This window comes from Pseudocolwellia agarivorans (assembly GCF_002000085.1).
GTDB classification, from domain to species: domain Bacteria; phylum Pseudomonadota; class Gammaproteobacteria; order Enterobacterales; family Alteromonadaceae; genus Pseudocolwellia; species Pseudocolwellia agarivorans.
This window is the reverse complement of the sequence record NZ_MUZU01000009.1, coordinates 193594-211621: the sequence shown is the minus strand read 5'-3', so window position 1 is coordinate 211621 and position 18028 is coordinate 193594. Positions and strand designations below refer to the sequence as shown.

At 35.2% G+C, this 18028-nt stretch carries 19 protein-coding genes; 8 read left to right on the top strand and 11 right to left on the bottom strand.

The window, feature by feature from the left end; all coding sequences use genetic code 11:
- Positions 1-213: 213 nt before the first annotated feature.
- Both B0X80_RS14795 and B0X80_RS14790 read right to left on the bottom strand, forming a co-directional pair.
- Positions 214-1311, bottom strand: coding sequence for a glycosyltransferase (locus B0X80_RS14795; protein ID WP_077341536.1), 1098 nt, complete (start codon positions 1309-1311; stop codon positions 214-216).
- Complete coding sequence (locus B0X80_RS14790) at positions 1308-2483, bottom strand: glycosyltransferase family 9 protein (RefSeq protein ID WP_077341534.1); 1176 nt, start codon at positions 2481-2483, stop codon at positions 1308-1310. The genes B0X80_RS14795 and B0X80_RS14790 overlap by 4 nt, the downstream gene beginning before the upstream one ends.
- A gap of 233 nt (positions 2484-2716) precedes the next feature.
- Here B0X80_RS14790 and B0X80_RS14785 point away from each other — a divergent pair, with 233 nt between their 5' ends.
- Positions 2717-4264: a capsule assembly Wzi family protein gene (locus tag B0X80_RS14785; RefSeq protein ID WP_077341532.1), complete on the top strand. Its 1548-nt coding sequence runs from the start codon at positions 2717-2719 to the stop codon at positions 4262-4264.
- An 83-nt stretch (positions 4265-4347) separates the two neighbouring features.
- Here the strand turns inward: B0X80_RS14785 and B0X80_RS14780 are convergent, their stop codons facing one another.
- Positions 4348-4938: a TIGR04211 family SH3 domain-containing protein gene (locus B0X80_RS14780; RefSeq protein WP_077341530.1), complete on the bottom strand. Its 591-nt coding sequence runs from the start codon at positions 4936-4938 to the stop codon at positions 4348-4350.
- A 279-nt stretch (positions 4939-5217) separates the two neighbouring features.
- Between B0X80_RS14780 and B0X80_RS14775 the strand changes: the two genes are divergently transcribed.
- Genes B0X80_RS14775 through B0X80_RS14745 form a run of 7 tightly spaced genes read left to right on the top strand, consistent with a single transcriptional unit; the run spans position 5218 to position 11115 of the window.
- A complete protein-coding gene (locus B0X80_RS14775) occupies positions 5218-6720 on the top strand; it encodes a CYTH domain-containing protein (RefSeq protein WP_077341528.1) in 1503 nt (500 codons plus the stop codon).
- Between the two features lie 35 nt (positions 6721-6755).
- Positions 6756-7283: a hypothetical protein gene (locus B0X80_RS14770; protein WP_077341526.1), complete on the top strand. Its 528-nt coding sequence runs from the start codon at positions 6756-6758 to the stop codon at positions 7281-7283.
- A gap of 3 nt (positions 7284-7286) precedes the next feature.
- The gene (locus B0X80_RS14765; protein WP_076419557.1) at positions 7287-7478 is read left to right on the top strand and encodes a hypothetical protein; all 192 of its coding nucleotides are present in this window, start codon (positions 7287-7289) and stop codon (positions 7476-7478) included.
- Between the two features lie 27 nt (positions 7479-7505).
- Positions 7506-9089, top strand: a complete 1584-nt coding sequence (gene lnt / locus B0X80_RS14760) for an apolipoprotein N-acyltransferase (protein WP_077341524.1) — start codon at positions 7506-7508, stop codon at positions 9087-9089.
- Positions 9076-9375, top strand: a complete 300-nt coding sequence (locus B0X80_RS14755; protein WP_077341522.1) for an acyl carrier protein — start codon at positions 9076-9078, stop codon at positions 9373-9375. The genes lnt and B0X80_RS14755 overlap by 14 nt, the downstream gene beginning before the upstream one ends.
- Positions 9368-10606 carry a beta-ketoacyl-[acyl-carrier-protein] synthase family protein gene (locus B0X80_RS14750; RefSeq protein WP_175623955.1) on the top strand — a complete coding sequence of 413 codons (1239 nt, stop codon included), beginning with the start codon at positions 9368-9370 and terminating at the stop codon, positions 10604-10606. The genes B0X80_RS14755 and B0X80_RS14750 overlap by 8 nt, the downstream gene beginning before the upstream one ends.
- Before the next feature lie 23 nt (positions 10607-10629).
- On the top strand, positions 10630-11115 hold the full coding sequence (locus B0X80_RS14745) for a GNAT family N-acetyltransferase (RefSeq protein WP_077341518.1): 486 nt from the start codon (positions 10630-10632) through the stop codon (positions 11113-11115).
- A 63-nt stretch (positions 11116-11178) separates the two neighbouring features.
- Here the strand turns inward: B0X80_RS14745 and B0X80_RS14740 are convergent, their stop codons facing one another.
- The 8 genes from B0X80_RS14740 to B0X80_RS14705 all read right to left on the bottom strand — a co-directional run bounded on the left by B0X80_RS14740 (position 11179) and on the right by B0X80_RS14705 (position 17748).
- A complete protein-coding gene (locus B0X80_RS14740) occupies positions 11179-11637 on the bottom strand; it encodes a potassium channel family protein (RefSeq protein WP_245825470.1) in 459 nt (152 codons plus the stop codon).
- 44 nt (positions 11638-11681) lie between these two features.
- On the bottom strand, positions 11682-12005 hold the full coding sequence (locus tag B0X80_RS14735; RefSeq protein WP_076419563.1) for a hypothetical protein: 324 nt from the start codon (positions 12003-12005) through the stop codon (positions 11682-11684).
- Positions 12006-12008: 3 nt separating this feature from the next.
- Complete coding sequence (locus tag B0X80_RS14730; protein WP_077341516.1) at positions 12009-12650, bottom strand: hypothetical protein; 642 nt, start codon at positions 12648-12650, stop codon at positions 12009-12011.
- 88 nt (positions 12651-12738) lie between these two features.
- A complete protein-coding gene (locus B0X80_RS14725) occupies positions 12739-13428 on the bottom strand; it encodes a PspA/IM30 family protein (RefSeq protein WP_077341514.1) in 690 nt (229 codons plus the stop codon).
- Positions 13429-13454: 26 nt separating this feature from the next.
- Entirely contained in the window at positions 13455-13868 is a 414-nt protein-coding gene (locus B0X80_RS14720) for a YjfI family protein (protein ID WP_077341512.1), read from the bottom strand.
- Positions 13869-14017: 149 nt separating this feature from the next.
- A complete protein-coding gene (locus B0X80_RS14715; protein ID WP_077341510.1) occupies positions 14018-15727 on the bottom strand; it encodes a polyamine aminopropyltransferase in 1710 nt (569 codons plus the stop codon).
- Between the two features lie 113 nt (positions 15728-15840).
- Positions 15841-16743, bottom strand: coding sequence for a DUF350 domain-containing protein (locus B0X80_RS14710; protein ID WP_077341508.1), 903 nt, complete (start codon positions 16741-16743; stop codon positions 15841-15843).
- Positions 16744-16767: 24 nt separating this feature from the next.
- Entirely contained in the window at positions 16768-17748 is a 981-nt protein-coding gene (locus tag B0X80_RS14705) for a hypothetical protein (protein WP_077341506.1), read from the bottom strand.
- Between the last annotated feature and the right edge of the window lie 280 nt (positions 17749-18028).

Sequence of the window (18028 nt, the reverse complement as noted above, 5' to 3'; positions counted from 1 at the left end):
AATATTAGTTTCATTGATATTTATTTGTGATTATTAGTAACTCATTTAACTAGATAGTGTCAATGAAAATCTATAAATTTTCATTATAGATTATGCTTTTTTAATTGAACCGTCTTTAATTAGTTGCTTTCGTTTTTTAGAGTTAGCCGTTTATTTTGTTTATACAAAAAGAAATAACACTATGAAAATTTAATTGGCGGGGCGCTAGTTTTGTCAATCTTGGTGTTCAGTTAATGATAAATATTGTTGGCTAATTTGTTGTGCTGTAACTTTAGAAAGAATGTCAGCCTTAGATAAATCAATTTCATACGATAAAACACGCTCTATAGCATCTGCAAGCATTTTATGATCACGTCTAGGTGTTAAAAATTGACTAAGTTCATTAGTTAATATTTCATTAGGTCCATGTGGGCAATCAGTGCTAACAACCATTGTGTTTAAGGTGATCGCTTCTAATAATACATTTCCAAAACCTTCATAATCAGAACTTAAAACTAGGGCTTTAGCTTTTTTTATCCAATTGTATGGGTTTTTTTGAAAGCCAGGTAAAATTAAACGATGTGATACGCCATATTTTGCAGCCAGTTTTTTTGCTTTTTCTGGTTTATTACATAACAAAACTAATTTTATATCTGTTTTTACTTCTGATAATGCAGCGAACAAAATATCGTGTCGCTTTTGTTTTGCCAAGCGGCCCACATGAATAATATATGGTTCAGAAGGGATGGCCGAATTACTTATTGATGCTTTTTGTTGAATATCGTTAATGTCGAATGGGTTATAAATTGTTCTAATACTTTTGGGCGTAATCGTATTGCCTTTAATTATTTCTTGTTCAATTCCTTGTGATACCGTAATTAAGTTTTTCCCCGAAAGGTTTTTCTTTGATTTAAGTAAGTACCAGTAAGCGAGTAAACCTAATTTTTTTTGTCGAGTTAATTCTTCTTCTACACTGTTATGAACAATATAAAAAACAGGTTTTATTGAGCTTTGGGCAAGTAAATTATTGCTCCTATCTAAATTAGATAATATTAAATCAAATGTATTTCCTTGTTGCTGAGCGTCTTTAAACCAATTTTCTAATTTTCTAATACTGGCTTTTTTCTGCCAAAAACGATCAACTTTAGACGCCTTATGAGGGAACAAGTAAAAAACAGGAATAGTTTCTGGAATGATGTAGTCGCAGCGATTACTTAACGATAAAATCGTAACTTTATTGCCTTGAGAAATTAGTTCTGTCGCTAAACTTATCATGACTCTTTCTGCGCCACCACCAGTCAAACCATCAATTACTATGGCAATATTTTTCATTTTGTATTGTTCCTTTTGTTAAGCGTTTTATCATTTGCTTTGTCTGGTGCCTTCGTAAATAAAGAGATTATATCTTCAATAATTATGGCTAAGCCGTCTATTGGTGCTTGTTGAGCCATATTTTTCACAAGAGTTTGGCTGAGTTCGTCTTTTTTATCAATTAAACGAAGTGCTTGTTTCGTTAAGTCTTCAGGTGTCGGTTTTGCGGGGAGAACGAGTTTTTTATTTTGACAGTGTGTTAAGCGAACTGGTTGATCTGATGATACAGGTGCTGCTGTACAAGGTTTATGTAAAGCAATACATTGTAATATTGTGTCTCCAGCACTTATTACACAGCCTTGTGCAGCGCTAATTAGAGCAATAAATGCCGCATTATCAATGTTTTTTATACCAATAATGTTACTGGTATTATTAGCATCTTTATTTTCTGTTGGATCTAGCGTTGATGAATAATCTAATAACGCTTCAGGTATGTTTTTAGGATAATTACTGCCAAAAATAACAACGCACTTTATTTGGGTTTTTAAATTAAAAGCTTGCGCGGCTTGATAATAAATATCTGCCGCAAGTTTTCCTTCTATTAAATGTCCTCCTGAGCCCGCATTGAAAACAAAGTAATTTTCTTCTATTAATGAAAATTGTTTGAGTACCGCTTGTTGATTTTTTTTATTATTAGGGTCAAACACGGGACCAATATTTTTGGGCTCTTTTTTATTAAATAATCGAAGCTTTGCTTTTTGTAATGCATTCAAAGGTTTCATGCAATAATTGGGCTGAACTACCCAGTGAATATCGGTAAATAATAAACGATTTATTTTTAGGCCTCTATTTCGTTTTTTATTATGTTGTGAAATAAATGCAACTTTGGCACCTACAGCCTTAGCTTGTTTAAAGTGTGCTGCCCTACCTGAAGCATCAAATATGACTAAGTCAGGCTGAACAGTTTTGATTATATTGTTAACACCTTTAATATCTTTAGTTGGAGAGTTTTGGCAGGTATGAACGGTGTACGGGCAATCTTTAATATAATCTACTTGGTTATTTAGGATGAAGTGGATATTTATTTTAGGCCATTGTAATAAAAGTGCTTTAGCGATTACTAATGAACGCATATATTCACCTATACCTGAAGGTGAAGAAACAGGTATAAACAATACGTTTTTCGGTGTCATTTGGAGTTTAACCTAATAATAAAAATGAGATATTCGTAGTTTATAATACCTGAAAACATTATACGCCTCTAATTTTTATAGTTTTATTCTTGCTTATTTTAATCAGTAGATGTGTTCAGGAGGTAACGCTGTTATAATTTTAACATTTACTTTTCCCATGTTTTTGAAAAAACACAGCTCTACTTTGCGCAAGTAAAGTGAATTTTGGGTTAACGCTCTTTAGGATTATTTTAATGTTTTTTAAGTCAGTTTTTACTGTTTTTTCTTTTTTTATTATAACTTTATGTCATGCGGTGCCGTGGGTTGAGCCTGATGATCTTGCCTTAAGAAATGATATTCAACTACTTGCTGATGCGGGTATTATAACAGCTCCAGTTACAACATATCCTCTTATGTGGAATGCGATAAAATCAGATATTTTATCGGCAAAAGTTCATTTATTGACAGATACTCAAAAGCAAGCACTCAATCATGTGAAATTTAGCTATTATTACGCATCTCAGAATCAAAACATTACTAAAAAAAGTGTTTATCTTGCGAGTCACGCTAATCGTTTTACTAGTTATGGTAATCGTGAATTTGATCGGGGTTATATAGCATTATCAGATGACTTTTTTGTGGGGAATCTCGCAGGGAAATTGCAAGTTAATTATCGCATGGGAATTAATGAAACGTCTGAATTAAATCAAGCAAGCGATATGAATATTGATGGTAGTTTTCTAGCGTATAAATTAGGAAATTGGGTTGTTAGTGCTGGTGCGATTGATCGTTGGTGGGGACCTAGTATAGATAGCAACTTAATCATGAGTACCAATGCAAGGTCATTACCCGCTATAAGTCTTACGCGAGATAACTCGGATGCTTTTGAAACACCTTGGTTAAGTTGGATTGGTCCTTGGACTTTAACAGCACAAATGGCCAAATTAGAAGAAAATCGAGCGGTATCGAATACGTTAATGTGGAGTACCCGAGGAACATTTCGCCCTATACGTGGCTTAGAAATTGGTGCTAGCTGGTCATTTCAGTGGGCAGGTGAAGGGCAGCCAGGCTCAATTAAAGATTTTTTCGATATTTTAAAAGGAGGCCAGAAGTGTGCGAATGGTGATTCTACTTGTGATGCTGAACTAAATACTTATGAGGGTAATCATTTAGCTGGTTACGATATTCGTTGGTCGGATGTAGTGTTTGGATTACCTTATGCTGTTTATTTTCAAACAATTGGTGAAGATGGCTCTCCTAATGAAGGTCTTATTACTGATAAAGCTAATATGTACGGTATAGAAACACGCTTTAGTTTATTTGAACATAGAGTGTTAGTTAATATTGAATATTCTGATACACAAGTGGCTTGTGGAGATGTGAATACGAGTTTTAATTGTTTTTATGAACATGGAACTTACCAGTCAGGGTATCGTTATTATCAACGCAGTATTGGTTCTACATATGATAATGATGCGCAATCGCTAGTAACAACCTTTTTAATTCAGACCGCATCAGGTAATAGCTGGCAAGCTAAATTAAGAAAAGTAGAGCTTAATACTGATAATACTGACGGCTTTTCGAATAATATTAATCTTGGTAATCAGGTATCAAAGGTTGCTGAAGATTTATTAGAATTTGATGGGCAATATAAATTTATTGCTTTTGATTCGCGCTTTACTTTGGGTTTAACTTTAACTCATTCTACATTTGATAAACTTAATACATCAGACACTAATAACGTTTATAAAGACGATACAGAAATTGACGCTTATATTAAGTGGGAATATCGTTTTAAATAATATTACAACGTATTAAGGCCTAATAAACAAGTCATGCGAGTTATTAGGCCTTGATACATAATAAATGTAGAGTCAGTAATATGTTATTTCCAGCTATTCATGCTGCTTTTTTTATTGGAAGATAAGCGAGGAAGAATCAAGCCTAAAACTAAGCCTATACATAAAACGATAGCGCCATTAAAAAACCACTCTTTCTTTATATTCGTATCTTGATCTTTTAGCTTCAGCTGTACTTCGCTAAGGTTTTTGTTAAGTACTGAAATTTCGTTATTTAGTTGCGTTTTTTCACTGCTTAATCGGTCTACATCTTTATTTGCACGTAATAAGCTTTCGGTTACTGAACCCGCATTACTTTCTAAGTCGGCTAATTTTGCATTAAGTTGAGCAATAACCACTCTAAGCCCTGCTTTAGTTGAAACATATTGGCTTTCTAACCAAACTGTTCTTCCTTTTTCATCAATAACTTCAGAATATTCATTACTGTTATTACCTGTAATTTGAACTTCTGAACCTGAGGTTACTGTACCTAAAATACGGTAGTTTTTACCCGGACCCGAGTGAACAAATATAGGAAGCTCGTCAGAAATATATCCCACAGTTGTATTTTCTTGCGCGTATACACTTGAAGAAAGAATAAATAATAAACAGGTAAAAAAAGATCTTAACAATGTCATGCGGTAACCAAATGCTTAATTAATCGAGAATGACTGAAAATATTAGGGCTTTGGCACTTTGATAGCAAGTAGAAAGGCAATTATTTTTGCTCTATTTTTGTATATATCGTTAAACCACTTAAATATGTGTAATTGATTCGTTTAAACTGAGGGCTGTATGTTGAAAAAGATTGCCTATAAGTACGAGCTTTTGTATTGTAGGGGCTTCATAAGTTATATGATTAATTACGTAACGTATAAAATTAATATAGCGATTATAAATACTTAACTTGAGACATCATGGCGATAGAGATAGAGCTAAAATATTTAGTTTTTAGCGATAACACAGCAGACATCATTTCAACCTTATTATCAAAACAGAAGATTGACTATATTGAAAGCGTTACTCAGTTGGGTAATTGTTATTTTGATACGCCAGATTTAAACTTAAGAAAACATGATATGGGTTTACGCATTCGTGAAAAAGACGGAATGCTAGAGCAAACAATTAAAACCGCGGGTAAGTTAATCGGTGGTTTGCAGCAGAGGCCTGAATTCAATGTGCCAATTACGGTTAAGCAACCTCAACTCGATCTATTTCCTGCTGAAATTTGGAAACCCACCCAAAACCTTGAAAATATCCAAAATCAATTAGTTTCATTATTTTCTACTGACTTTGAGCGACATATATGGCTGATTAACACCGCAAAAGGTGGTGTAGTTGAAGTCGTTTTTGATCAAGGTGAAGTCTCAAGTAACGGATTAGTTGATCCTATTTGCGAAATTGAATTAGAGCTGGTTCGAGGTGAGCTATCTGAATTATTTGACTTAGCTGAATTATTTTTAACTGAACTCGAATTGAGACCTGGGCTGAATAGTAAAGCCGCTAGAGGTTATGGTTTGTGGAATGAAACTAAAACCACATCAGTATGTTCTCCGCTTGCTTTGCTACCGTTAAATCAAAATGAAAATATTAGCGAAGCTTTTCTTACGGGTTTAACTTCTGGTCTTAATCACTTACAAAAATCTGTAGAGCATTATATCGATGAGCCTTCTTTATCCGATTTAGCGGTGATTAAAGATACTCTGGCATTAATGGAACATGGCTTTATCTTTTTTGAAGAGTATTTATTAGAAGAGTTAACTGATATTAAAAATGAAATAACCTATTTTGTTGGTGTTTTTTCATGGGTTGAACATCTTATCTATTTAAAAGAAATAGTGAATAAAACAGGTAATTACCGTAAAAAGCTTGATTACAGCGCCGAACTTGTGACCGAGTTAAAGTTAGAAAAAAGAAGGTTTCCTAATATAGACGAAGTGAAACAAGTTTTTCACTCTCAACGATTTAACCAATTACAACTTAACATTCTGAAGCTTTTGATGCCAAATCAGAAGCTATTTTCTAGCAGTGCAGTCAATATAAATATACTAACTTTTGCTACTAATCAGTTATCAAAAAGTTTAGATGATTTAGTTAAAGCTATGTCTGAGGCTATGTCTTTAACAAGTGAACAGTACTTAGAGCAAAGTTCATTACTTAATATCAGCTTACACACAGGAATTTGGTTTGCTGCATTATTTAATGAAGAAGAGCGAAGTAAATACAGAGCGCCTTGGTTAGATATTCGAGAAGGTATTACAGAGTTGCAAGTGTTATGGCTTATTCAACAGCAACTTCAGCGTTTACCTGAGCAACCCGCCAAATTAATGAATTGGCAAAAAAGTAAGGTAGACAATTTATTACACGCTTTAGATCATTCTAAACATAGCGCAATGTCTCTTGTGCCTTATTGGTTGTGATTATTTGTACCGTTATAAAAACGTAAGTTAAATAGATGAACAAGCCGTTATTATCTTTTTTTCGGGCATTTATGGTTTGGGTACTATTACTCCAACTGCTCGTTTGGTGGATTGATGAAAGTACTAGGCTTGCTTTTTTTATTCAAAGCTATCTTGCTGAAGCAGCAGGTTATTTAGGGCATTTTTTTTTAGATAATGTAAGTGTTATTGATAACAAACTTATTCATGCTGATACGCAAAGGTTTGTTATAGTTGACCATAAATGTACGGCATTATCGTTAATCGCTACATTATGGGCTGCCATTTTTGCCTTACAGTATAGGTGGAGCTTAAAAATATTAATGGCAATTAGTGCATGTGTTTTGATCCAAATTGAAAATATTATTAGAATTGTTCATTTATTTAATGAAATTAAGTACCCAATAAATCAATTCGAACTTTACCATTTATACATATGGCAGTTAGTTAATTTTGTTTCTGCATTAGCACTTTTCTTTTTAATGAATTGGCTGGCAGAAAAGTATGAAGCCCGAATCTCAACAGATCAGATAAAGCAAAGGTAGAAAATGTTTAATAAAGTTGTTGTTATATTTTTTATGATGTTCGTTTTGTTTGTATCTCACCCTGTTTTTGCGGTGGGTGGAGGCGGAGGAACAGGAGGCGGTGGAAGTAGCGCAAGTGTACCTTACATGCATCCAATGTTTCATATAGCACTTGTCGTGGTAATTGCTTTAGTTTATAAATTTAAAAAGAAATAATCTGTTATTAGATTGTTGTTTCTTCAAATGAAAAATCAAAAACAAGCTTTTGATTTACTTCTAGTATTCTTAACTGTGGGGCTATTTTATTTAGCTTTTCCGAGTGGTGGATATGGGTTTTTAGCTTGGATTGCTATAGTTCCCACGCTTTTTTCTTTATATGGCGCTAAACCTAATTATGCTTTTACTTTAGCTTTATTAGCGGCCACCTTTGGTTGGTTTTGTAGTATTTGGTGGGTTATTCCTGGTATTGCGGATATTACCTATAGCCACGCTAATTTAATTATTCCTTTTGTTTTTCTTTTCTGTGTCGTTTGCGCTTTGCCTTATGCTATTGGCACATGGTTTTATGTCGCTTTAAAGTGGAATGAGAGTGTTTTAGGTGCACTTAAAGCAGCATGTTTGTTTACCGTCCTTGTTAATTATATTCCTCATATTCTTCCCGGTAATATTGTTCATTCATTATATCTGTCGCCTATGCAAATACAGCTTGCTGATATTGGTGGTGTTGGGCTTGTTTTTTTTATTATTCACGCGGTCAGTTTTTTACTAGCAGGATGTTTGGTTGAACGAAAACGTAATAAGCAAAAGAGCTTACAGTACCTAGTCGTGGCATTGCTGTTTTTTATGGGGAACTTGTTATACGGACTTGTTCAGTCGGCATTGATTGAACAAGAGGTTAAAAGGCATCATAGCAATCAATTAACGATAACAATGGTGCAACCTAATATAGATGTAAAACTGAGAACACGAGATGACTGGTTAACCGTGGCTAAGCCATTGCAAACGCTTATTCATCAAACATTGTCTGAACAATATTCTGATAACCTATTATCAAATAGACCCGATTTAATCATTTTTCCTGAAGTGCCAGTGCCATTGTCTTTTGAGTTTTTTAATTATGATAAAAAATTATTCAGTGAAGCTATAGGTAATACGCCTTTATTATTAACAGCGATTGAACCTATAAATAAAACCTTAAATGAGAATAATGGCTACTTTAATACCATTGAATTAATTCAACATAATCAAGTAACGTCACGCTACCAAAAACAGAAGTTATTGCCTATAGGAGAGTATCTACCCTTTGAAAAACAACTGCCATGGTTACGTAAAATGTTACCTTACGCGCCTAATTACAAATCAGGCGAGCATTCAAAAACGTTACCTTTACTAATAAACAATAATACGATTAATATTATCCCTTTAATTTGTTATGAAGCCGTTTTTACAGATTTGGTTGGTAAAAGTATCAATACACATAATAGTTTACTGATTAATACCGTTAACGATGCTTGGTTCGCTAGTACCGCCGGTGTTAATGTGCATTTAGCCTTGTCATTATTTCGTACCATTGAGTATAGAACACCGTTAGTAAGAGCGACTAATACAGGGATCAGTAGTATTATAAATGCGCAAGGAAAGATCATAGCAGGTTCTCTTATTGAGTCGAATAAGCAAGGGGTTTCAATCACTCAGGTTTACATAAAAGATATAGAAACGTTTTACCAAAAATATCCGAATACGAGTAAAATTATTTTTATACTTATCACCTTATTATCGTTAATCGTCGACTGGAAAAAGGTTAAATTAAGTCATGAACACAAGTAACGTTAGCTCATTTACTAAAGCTAAAATCATCGATATTGTTTCTGAATATACTACTGAAGATTTGAAGCAGGTTTCCCATAGTGATTCGTTAGATAGTATTGGAATAGACTCTCTCTCGTTAGTTGAAATTATTTTTGACCTTGAGGAAGCTTTTGATATTAATATTCCTAGTGAGAATGAATTAGAGCAACAAGGTTTTAATTTATCTAGCCTTGATGATGTGGTTACTTTGGTTGAAAGCCTTGTACAACAAAATATTCAAAATAAAGTCGATAATAATGAGTAAACGCATTGTTGTTACAGGTATGGGCGCTATTTCAGCTGCTGGTAATAATGTTAGTCACTTTAGCGAATATCTTTTTGACAACAACAATAAGCTAATAAACACAATAGCACCTATTAGTTTATTTACGCCCGAGCCTCACCATGCATCAATGGCGGCAGAAGTTAAAAATTATGATCCAGCCAAAAACTTTTCAAAAGCAGAGCTAAAACATTTTGATCGTTTTACTCAATTTGCTTTACTGGCAACGGATGAAGCAATAACACAATCGAAACTCGCTTTTAATGATCGCCCTTTAGCTCAACGCACTTGTGTTGTACACGGCACCAGTATTGGCGGACAAGAAACTATTGAACAGTCTTATTCATTATTGTTTGAATCAGACAAAAAGCGTGCTCATCCTTTTACTGTACCTAAATTATTACCGAGTTCAGCCACCAGCCATATTTCAATGAAGTATGGGATTAAAGGCCCCGCGTTTACTACTTCATCGGCCTGCTCATCTTCAGGACATGCGTTGATCATGTCTGTACTAATGCTACGCAGTAATATGGTAGATGTTGCAATAACAGGTGGAGCTGAAGCTTGTATCACTTCAGGTAATTTTCATGCTTGGGACGGATTACGCGTATTATCTCATGACACTTGTCGTCCTTTTTCAGCGAATCGAAGTGGTTTGATTATAGGGGAGGGCGCAGCGACCTTAGTATTAGAAACTTTAGATCATGCGTTAGCACGTGGTGCAGATATTTACGGTGAAATCGTTGGTGTAGGTATGAGCTCTGACGCGCACAATATGATACAGCCATTGGCTGAAGGCGCTGAAATGGCGATGAATGCAGCCCTTCAAGATGCCGATATTTTACCGTCAGATATTGCTTATATTAATGCTCATGGCTCAGGTACTAAGCAAAATGATAAAACAGAAACCTATGCGATCCATCAAGTATTTAAAGCGCATGCACCTCAGTTAAAAGTGTCTTCAACTAAAGCTATTCACGGTCATGTGTTAGGTGCTGGCGCAGCATTAGAAAGTATTGCCAGTATTTTAGCGATAGAAAAACAGCAATGTCCGCCTACCAAAAATTTTAAAGAAAATGATGATGAATGTAATTTAGACTATGTTCCTAATCAAGCTCAACCTCATGGCATAGAATACGCAATGAGTAACTCTTTTGCTTTTGGTGGACTAAACACATGTATCATTTTTAAAAAGTATATACCTAAAATTTAATACCATTCAACAAGGAGAATAACGTGAGTGCTTTATCAATTCGAACAGCTGTTAAGGATGATGCAGCAACCATTTTATATTTCATTCGTGAATTAGCCATTTACGAAAAAGCTGAGCACGAAGTACTAGCCACAGAGCAAACGATAGCAGAGTCGATATTTACTGAAGGTAGCCATGTAAATGCCTTAATTTGTGAGCTTGATGGTAAAGCTATAGGTATTGCTATTTATTTTTATAACTACTCAACGTGGTTGGCCAAGCCCGGTTTATATCTTGAAGATTTATACGTATCTCAAGAGTATAGAGGTAAAGGCGCTGGTAAGTTACTGTTGCAGAAAATGGCACAAATAGCTTTAGACAAAGGTTGTGGCCGTTTTGAGTGGAGTTGTTTAGATTGGAATAAACCTTCGCGTGATTTTTACGAGTCTATTGGTGCTGTTTCACAAGATGAATGGGTAGGTTATCGAATGTCGGGCAAAACGTTAGTCGACTTTGCTGCAGGGAAATAACTTTCCAGCATTCTTTTTATTATTTTCCTGTATTTCTCATGATTTGATGAAATGAATTGAAGCCTAAGGTTTATTTATTTCATCAATTTTCTTTTCAAGTTCTAGTAACTTAGCGTAAATATCGGCATTTTGTTTACGTAGTTCTCTGTTTTTAATATTGGTGTCTGCAAATCCAAAAATGCGATTAGCGAAAATAGCACCTAACGTACCTAATGTACCTACACCAAGTAAAAACATTGTATATACAGCGATACGACCCATGGTGGTAATAGGATAAACATCTCCAAAACCTATGGTTGAAGCCGACATAACCATTAGCCATATAGCATCACCGTAAGTTTTTACAGGGGAGTTAGCGTTTTCTATTTCAAAAATATAAGTGATGTGACCCAGAGATAGGGTGAGACACGCCATGACTAAAAATAGAAAACAGGTTAATACTAAAAAATTGTAATTTTTAACACCAAAGTTATCGACTTTATACAAGTGTGTTTTTTCCATAACGGATTCAAATATTAACACCGTTCATCTCCTTAGTCTTATTTTAACAAAGCTTTAAATGGCTATTATTTTTCATCATTAACGTGTTGGATCAAATCGTCCATCAATTTCTTTTTAATATCTAACTGTTGATCTGGCGATAAGTTATATTTTTCAGCAAGAAGTTCATAATCGGCGGGGGCTAAACTTACCGTTAAACGAGGGCGTTTAGGGCGTTTACTTGTAGGTAAACCTAGAATGTCACGTATTTGATCTGAAGGGCTTAAGCCTGCTTCAAGGGCTTCTTTTCTAATGGCTAGTTGAATTTTTTCATCCATGTCAAAAGCAACTTGAACAGCTTTAACAGCTTTAACAGATGATTCCCATTTTTCGAGTATTTTACGCGCCACGTGTTAACTTCCTGGATACATGTCAATAATATCGGTTGTTGGTCTAAACAAAGTTAAAAACACTTCAGTATCGCCGTCTTGCCATACTTCGATATCAATACCTCTAGTATCTTCTTTATCGAATAATGCATATAGCTCAAATTGCTCGCCAGCGTCTTTCCCTTCATACGATGAAAGAGATTCTACTCGATTATCCTTTCTGTGAAAATAGCCAACTTGTGAATAGGTTTGTTGTTGATATTGATCGCTACTCCACTGAGATGTGCTATTTGAATCAGCTTGTCTTTCCAAAAAGGCATTACCCGGTTCGTCAAAGATTGTCGCAAAATCATCTAAATTGAAAAGTGTTTCAACGTCATTACGTTCTATTTTTAAAGAGAATTTAAGGTAGGTTTCATCGTCAATATCTAGGGTAAGATAAATTTGAGTGTTGTTAGTGCCTTTTAGTACCCATTCCGTTTCGGTTTTGCTTTCGTATTCGTAACAGTTAATAGCTGATACTTGAAACTCTTGACCACGTAACGTTTCAGGTAACCCAAAGCTATCGCTAAGTACAATAATATCGTTTTTTTTGAGTTGATTAGCGTGTGTTAATTTACGTTCTACTTCTGCTTCTTTTTTAAAAATGTTTTTTAAAAAGCTCATATTTATCACCATAAAAATCGCTTGTTATTTGCATAACAAGCGATTGAGTCAGTATCTTTTTAGTCTATTGCTATAAAGCGACTAAAGTCTATTTTTGTTTCGCTTTTAAACGATCAAGAACTGAACTTGCGCTTGCGTCAGTTGCACCAATGCCTGCTTCTTTTAACTTAGCTTCAAGCGAGTTATCAGAGTTTTCAGACTCTAATACTTCAGCAGCTTTCATTTGGTCATCAAATTTTTGCTGTTTAGCTTTAATGCGCTCTAAAGAATCTTTAGCACTTAATAACTTAGAGTTACTTGAAGAGAAGTTATCAGTAATAGCTGACGTTGCTTTTTGCACACTTTCAGTGGTTTTTACCATAGAAAGTTGACGCTTGTATTCAGCCACTTGACGTTCACTTTTCTTCACTAAGTCTTTTAAGCGATTCGCACTACCTTCAAAACTATCTAAAGATTGTTGCTGTGTGGTTTGTTCGCTTTCTAAAGCGGCAATTTTTTCTGCTACCGCTAAGGCTAATGTTTCATCGCCTTTTTCTAAGGCTTGAACTGCGTAGCCTTCGTGCTCAGTAATTTCACGTTTAATACGATCAACTTCACGGCTTGAAGCCATTTGTTGTGCCATAACACCGGTAAGATCACGTTTAGCTTTGGTTAAATGGTTTTCAGCATCGCGAATTTCTTGTTCGAAAATACGAGTAGCATTTGCATCTACAATCGATTCACCTACTTCAGATGCACCACCACGGATAGCTGTCATTATCTTTTTGAAAATACTCATTTTATTACTCCTAATAAGGCGGTCATTTAAATTAAAAAATCACTCATGTCGTCGATGATTTCGACAGCATTATTACTTAAAACAGCGAGCTCATGCTCAATGTCGTCGTATGTTGAATTAATAGATAAAGCCCCAAAAATTACATATTTGTCGCCAATTTTTGAAAATGAAGACAAAGGCATAGGTATGTTCATTTCTAGCATACTTTCGTGCATTTCATGTAACTTGTCAGACTTAACTTCCTCTGCACCCCAAAGGTAAGTAATGCAAAGAATTTGATCGTCAGACACCGATAAAAATATAGGTAACTCTTCACGGTCAACGACTGAAATTTGTAAAACATCAACTTCACCTGAAATGGGTTGGCAATCAAAAACCATTCCTGTTTCTGAACTATCTGCCATTGTATTTAGGTGGTTTGCTATCGTATGAATATTCATGTTGTTCCTCTTCATGTTAATTCTTCACATTGTCGTATATTAAAGAATAAACGATTTTGCTAATCGACATATTATGTCAATGGGGTTAATTTAACACTTAGACATAATATGTCAAGCATGTTTTTTACTATTTTTCTAAATATGCGTACTTATTGTAAGTAGGAGTTATTAAGTCCTTGCTGATCTTGCCATGCATTTTGATGTAACTGATAAATGGCATGACTACCTAAATAGTTAACGGGTATGCTTTCCTTGTTTTTATAGAAATTATGAGGAAATTCAAACGCGTTTTTAATCATAGGTAACGTTAGCCAAAAATGCTCGACGGGTAAAGCTTCTAATGCATTTAAACGTTGTAATGGACTTGCTCCCATTTTACTGGCAATTGTCCAGCCCCATTCACCAAAGCTAGGCACATTGTCGTGATATTGTTGTACAGACGAAAAGTTTGCAGCTTCTAAGGTTTTTTGAACCGATATAAACGATTTTTTAGCATGGTAAGGGCTGGTTGATTGCACACCTATTAAACCATCTCCCGCAAGTAGTTGTTTTAGGCGAGCGTAAAAGTTAACTGAGTACAATTTGTTTAAGTCAGGATGGCTAGGGTCTGGTAAATCAACAATAATAGCGTCGTATGACTTACCTTGTGCTAATAAATCATCTATGGCAATAAAGGCGTCACTCTTAAATACTTGTACATTTTTATGCTGTAAACTTTTTTGGTTTAACGCACTAATTTGTACAGCTAAAGAAGCTGGGAGTTTCTTTTCGGGATGGGTGAATATATCGATAAGTTCGTCGTCTAAATCAATAAGCGTAACGTGTTTAGGTGACCACTGCAGTACATCACGAAGCGCAAGGCCGTCTCCGCCACCAATAATTAAAATGTTATCTTGTCGGGCTGAGCCTGCCAATACAGGCGCAACTAAATAACTGTGATAAATAAACTCGTCTGAAGATGAAAACTGTAATCGTCCGTTGAGGTAAAAACCAATAACACTGCCTTGTTCAACGCCCATATATCGTTGAGTAAAAGTAAGTTGTTGAAATTTGGTTTTGTCTGAATATACCACCTTGTCGAGATAGAGCAGGTTATTCATTTGGTTTAACCAAGTATTACCTTGTTGATATACCATGCCAACAACAATAAATAACACTACATGAAGACTAATAAGGGTTTTTTTCCATGTGAGTTTTTTCCAATAGTAAAGGATAAAAATACTACCCACGAATAAGTTCAACGCGGCAGTTAATGCACTGGCTTTACTAATATCAATTGTTAATAAAAATAATACCCATATAGCTGCTCCTATACCTGCACCAATATAGTCGGCGCCATAAATAGTACCTATATTATTTTTTAAATGTTTTTCGTGTATTTCTTCACGAATTCGAGCAATTAATGGAATCTCCATCCCAATAAAAAAACCGAGTAATAAACCAAAAAAATACGGGCTATTAAAAGCAATAAAACTCAGTTGTTTAAAAAGACCACCGCGAGGCATAGCATCAGGCGGTAAAGAAAACATATCTGAAATAAGCAAGGGGAAGGTTTGGGTTATAGCAATAAAACCACCAATAATTAAAATAGATAAACTACCCAGGATCGCAATAATAAGTTCTAACCATACAAAACCATTAAAAGCACAGGTAATTTTACGCGCTGCAAAAGCACCTAGTCCCATAGCGACAATCATTAAGCCGATCATGGCGTAAATGGTGCTTTCCATAGCGCCTAATACACGTCCTGCATAATGAGAAAGTAAATACTCATATATAAGTCCGCAGCCAGCTAAAATCGCCATAGCTAATATAAGAAACGTGTCGTGCCAGAGTAAGGAGGATTTATTGGTATTCATGAAGGCTTATAGGTTAATGTGTGTTAAAAAAGTAAGCCGCATAGAAATTATACGGCTTTATTTGAAAGGAGAGAGTGTTAAACACAAATGTGTCGCGTGATTAACTTTGGTTGCTACGCCATTAATCCGGTAAGGATCAAAGCAATTGAAATGCTAATGGCCATTTCAACACTTGCCACACCAATATTATGTTGCTGATCAACTTCTTCTACTAAGTTAATACCCCATAAAATGAGTTTTTTGGCGAGTGTTGTAAGCACTGAAACTAGTATTGTCATAACGATACTAAATACTAACCAACCAAAGAGGTTCGTTAGCAAAGTTTCAGAAGAATAAGTTAAGAAGTAACTTGCTGCGGTTACGGCTAGCGCTGTACTAATAACTTGGCCAGCATAGCGAATAGCTAATGCTGTTTGACCGTCTGCAAAAGCTTCTTGCATACTGTCGCCTTGATTATTGTTAGCGTATTGTTTTTCTTTAATACGTGTAACCATTACTAACATGGCCTGAGATACTACAAAACCAGCCGCAATAGCAACAAAGGTACTAATATTTAAACCATTTACCCAAATAAGTACGGCCCTAATAATAATGGCTGTAGCTATAGCTCCTGCGGCATCAACAATACCTACAGAAATATTATGTGCTTTAATTTGTTCTGTTTTATTAATTTGGTTTAATGCAATACGGTCGTGAACAATGCGACCAATTTTTATTAAAATTAATCCAAAAAGTCCGTAAGACAACATTCCTATTGCTTCAAGTAAATAGCTATCTGCGCTTTCACCCATAATAGCACCGCTTAGTGCAATACCCATCGCGGCAATACTACCAGCAACACTAATTCCAAAGGCAAAGTTATCTTCTTTAGATAATTCGTCAGTTGAATTAACTTTTGCTGTAAAGCCAGAAATAAAGCGCATAGCGCCAAGGAGTAAAATAGCGATTGAAATATCAATGGCTAAATATATCAGTAAGTCTTGGTTGAGATTGGTTATGTCTATTAATGTATTCATTATTTTTCCCTATTCTGCTACTCGCTATTTGCCGCGTTTAAAGCCACGAGAAGTAGAGCTTGAGCTATTTCTGAAACTGGCGTTTTTAGATGAACTTGAAGAACCTTTAGCGTACGAACTTTTTGATGAGCTCGTAGACTTAAACTTATTAGCACTCGTTTGTGCTGTTCGGCTTTGGCTTGATAATGACGAAGAACCTGTGCGATTTTTACTATAAGCACTGGTAAATTTTTGCCCACGACTTTCAAACGATTTACGAGTACGGGTTTCAAGTGAGTTTTGTTTACTTAATTGACTGGGAGAACTATAACGTTTTCTTCCATAGTCGTTGTAATAACTATAGTTTCGGCTACGCCCCCAGTCGTTGTAATAGGTACGACGAGAACCAAAAACATCACCTATCATAGAATACATACCGTACCATGCCCAAAAAGACATACCATTACTGCCTGTAGTCCATTGTCCATAGTTTGGGTTACCTATGAGCTGTTCACCTGTGCCAAAGTCTTGTGCATTGTTTGCTTTAGCGCTTTGGCTTTTTGATAAGGCGTTGATTCTAGGTAGTTGTCCGTCAGACATATCTGCTAATACATTTAAAGGGTCGCTAAGGGCATCTGAAAATAACGTAGGATCAGCAGCCTGATAAATGTTTAGTAACTCATCATACAAAGCTTGTTTACTCGCGAACATATTAGGTTGATTTTTAGCGGTGTTAAGTCGATCAACTAACGCAAGGAACATAGGCCCTTCAACGGTTGCATCTTTTTTGAATTGCTCAATTAACGGGGCTAAATTCGGCTTTTGTTGTAGAACATGCTCAGCGTATTGATTAATGAGAACAGCATTTCTTACGCTGCCATTTTTTAATTCATTGGCTAATTGTTCAATACGTTGTTCCGAAATAGATGTTTGTTGTACTATTTGCTCATTAATAGGATCACTACATCCCACTAAGCCAATGGTTAGTATCAACAACAATATTTTTACGTGGTGCATTCCTGCCATAGGTGTCCTCAAAAATGCTTGATTATTATTTATTAATATCATCCTTGACATAATATGTCTAATGGTTTGATACGCTATTTACAAAAAGCATAAACGTTTATTTTTACAAGTCTATTTTATTACCATTACCGTAATAAAAAAATGGGTAATTAGCTCGAAACTTTAAGCAACAATTATTTTATTTTAATGAGGGTGATAATCAAAACTTCACACACGCTCAACTAAGGTACTTACTTGTATTTGAGCTACATTCAATGTAAAACATCTCTAAAGAAAAAAC

Bases quoted from the DNA above. Each gene is read 5' to 3' on its own strand.
- B0X80_RS14795 (WP_077341536.1), bottom strand. From the start codon at position 1,311: ATGAAAAATATTGCCATAGTAATTGATGGTTTGACTGGTGGTGGCGCA.
- B0X80_RS14790 (WP_077341534.1), bottom strand. From the start codon at position 2,483: ATGACACCGAAAAACGTATTGTTTATACCTGTTTCTTCACCTTCAGGT.
- B0X80_RS14785 (WP_077341532.1), top strand. From the start codon at position 2,717: ATGTTTTTTAAGTCAGTTTTTACTGTTTTTTCTTTTTTTATTATAACT.
- B0X80_RS14780 (WP_077341530.1), bottom strand. From the start codon at position 4,938: ATGACATTGTTAAGATCTTTTTTTACCTGTTTATTATTTATTCTTTCT.
- B0X80_RS14775 (WP_077341528.1), top strand. From the start codon at position 5,218: ATGGCGATAGAGATAGAGCTAAAATATTTAGTTTTTAGCGATAACACA.
- B0X80_RS14770 (WP_077341526.1), top strand. From the start codon at position 6,756: ATGAACAAGCCGTTATTATCTTTTTTTCGGGCATTTATGGTTTGGGTA.
- B0X80_RS14765 (WP_076419557.1), top strand. From the start codon at position 7,287: ATGTTTAATAAAGTTGTTGTTATATTTTTTATGATGTTCGTTTTGTTT.
- lnt (WP_077341524.1), top strand. From the start codon at position 7,506: ATGAAAAATCAAAAACAAGCTTTTGATTTACTTCTAGTATTCTTAACT.
- B0X80_RS14755 (WP_077341522.1), top strand. From the start codon at position 9,076: ATGAACACAAGTAACGTTAGCTCATTTACTAAAGCTAAAATCATCGAT.
- B0X80_RS14750 (WP_175623955.1), top strand. From the start codon at position 9,368: ATGAGTAAACGCATTGTTGTTACAGGTATGGGCGCTATTTCAGCTGCT.
- B0X80_RS14730 (WP_077341516.1), bottom strand. From the start codon at position 12,650: ATGAGCTTTTTAAAAAACATTTTTAAAAAAGAAGCAGAAGTAGAACGT.
- B0X80_RS14725 (WP_077341514.1), bottom strand. From the start codon at position 13,428: ATGAGTATTTTCAAAAAGATAATGACAGCTATCCGTGGTGGTGCATCT.
- B0X80_RS14720 (WP_077341512.1), bottom strand. From the start codon at position 13,868: ATGAATATTCATACGATAGCAAACCACCTAAATACAATGGCAGATAGT.
- B0X80_RS14715 (WP_077341510.1), bottom strand. From the start codon at position 15,727: ATGAATACCAATAAATCCTCCTTACTCTGGCACGACACGTTTCTTATA.
- B0X80_RS14710 (WP_077341508.1), bottom strand. From the start codon at position 16,743: ATGAATACATTAATAGACATAACCAATCTCAACCAAGACTTACTGATA.
- B0X80_RS14705 (WP_077341506.1), bottom strand. From the start codon at position 17,748: ATGGCAGGAATGCACCACGTAAAAATATTGTTGTTGATACTAACCATT.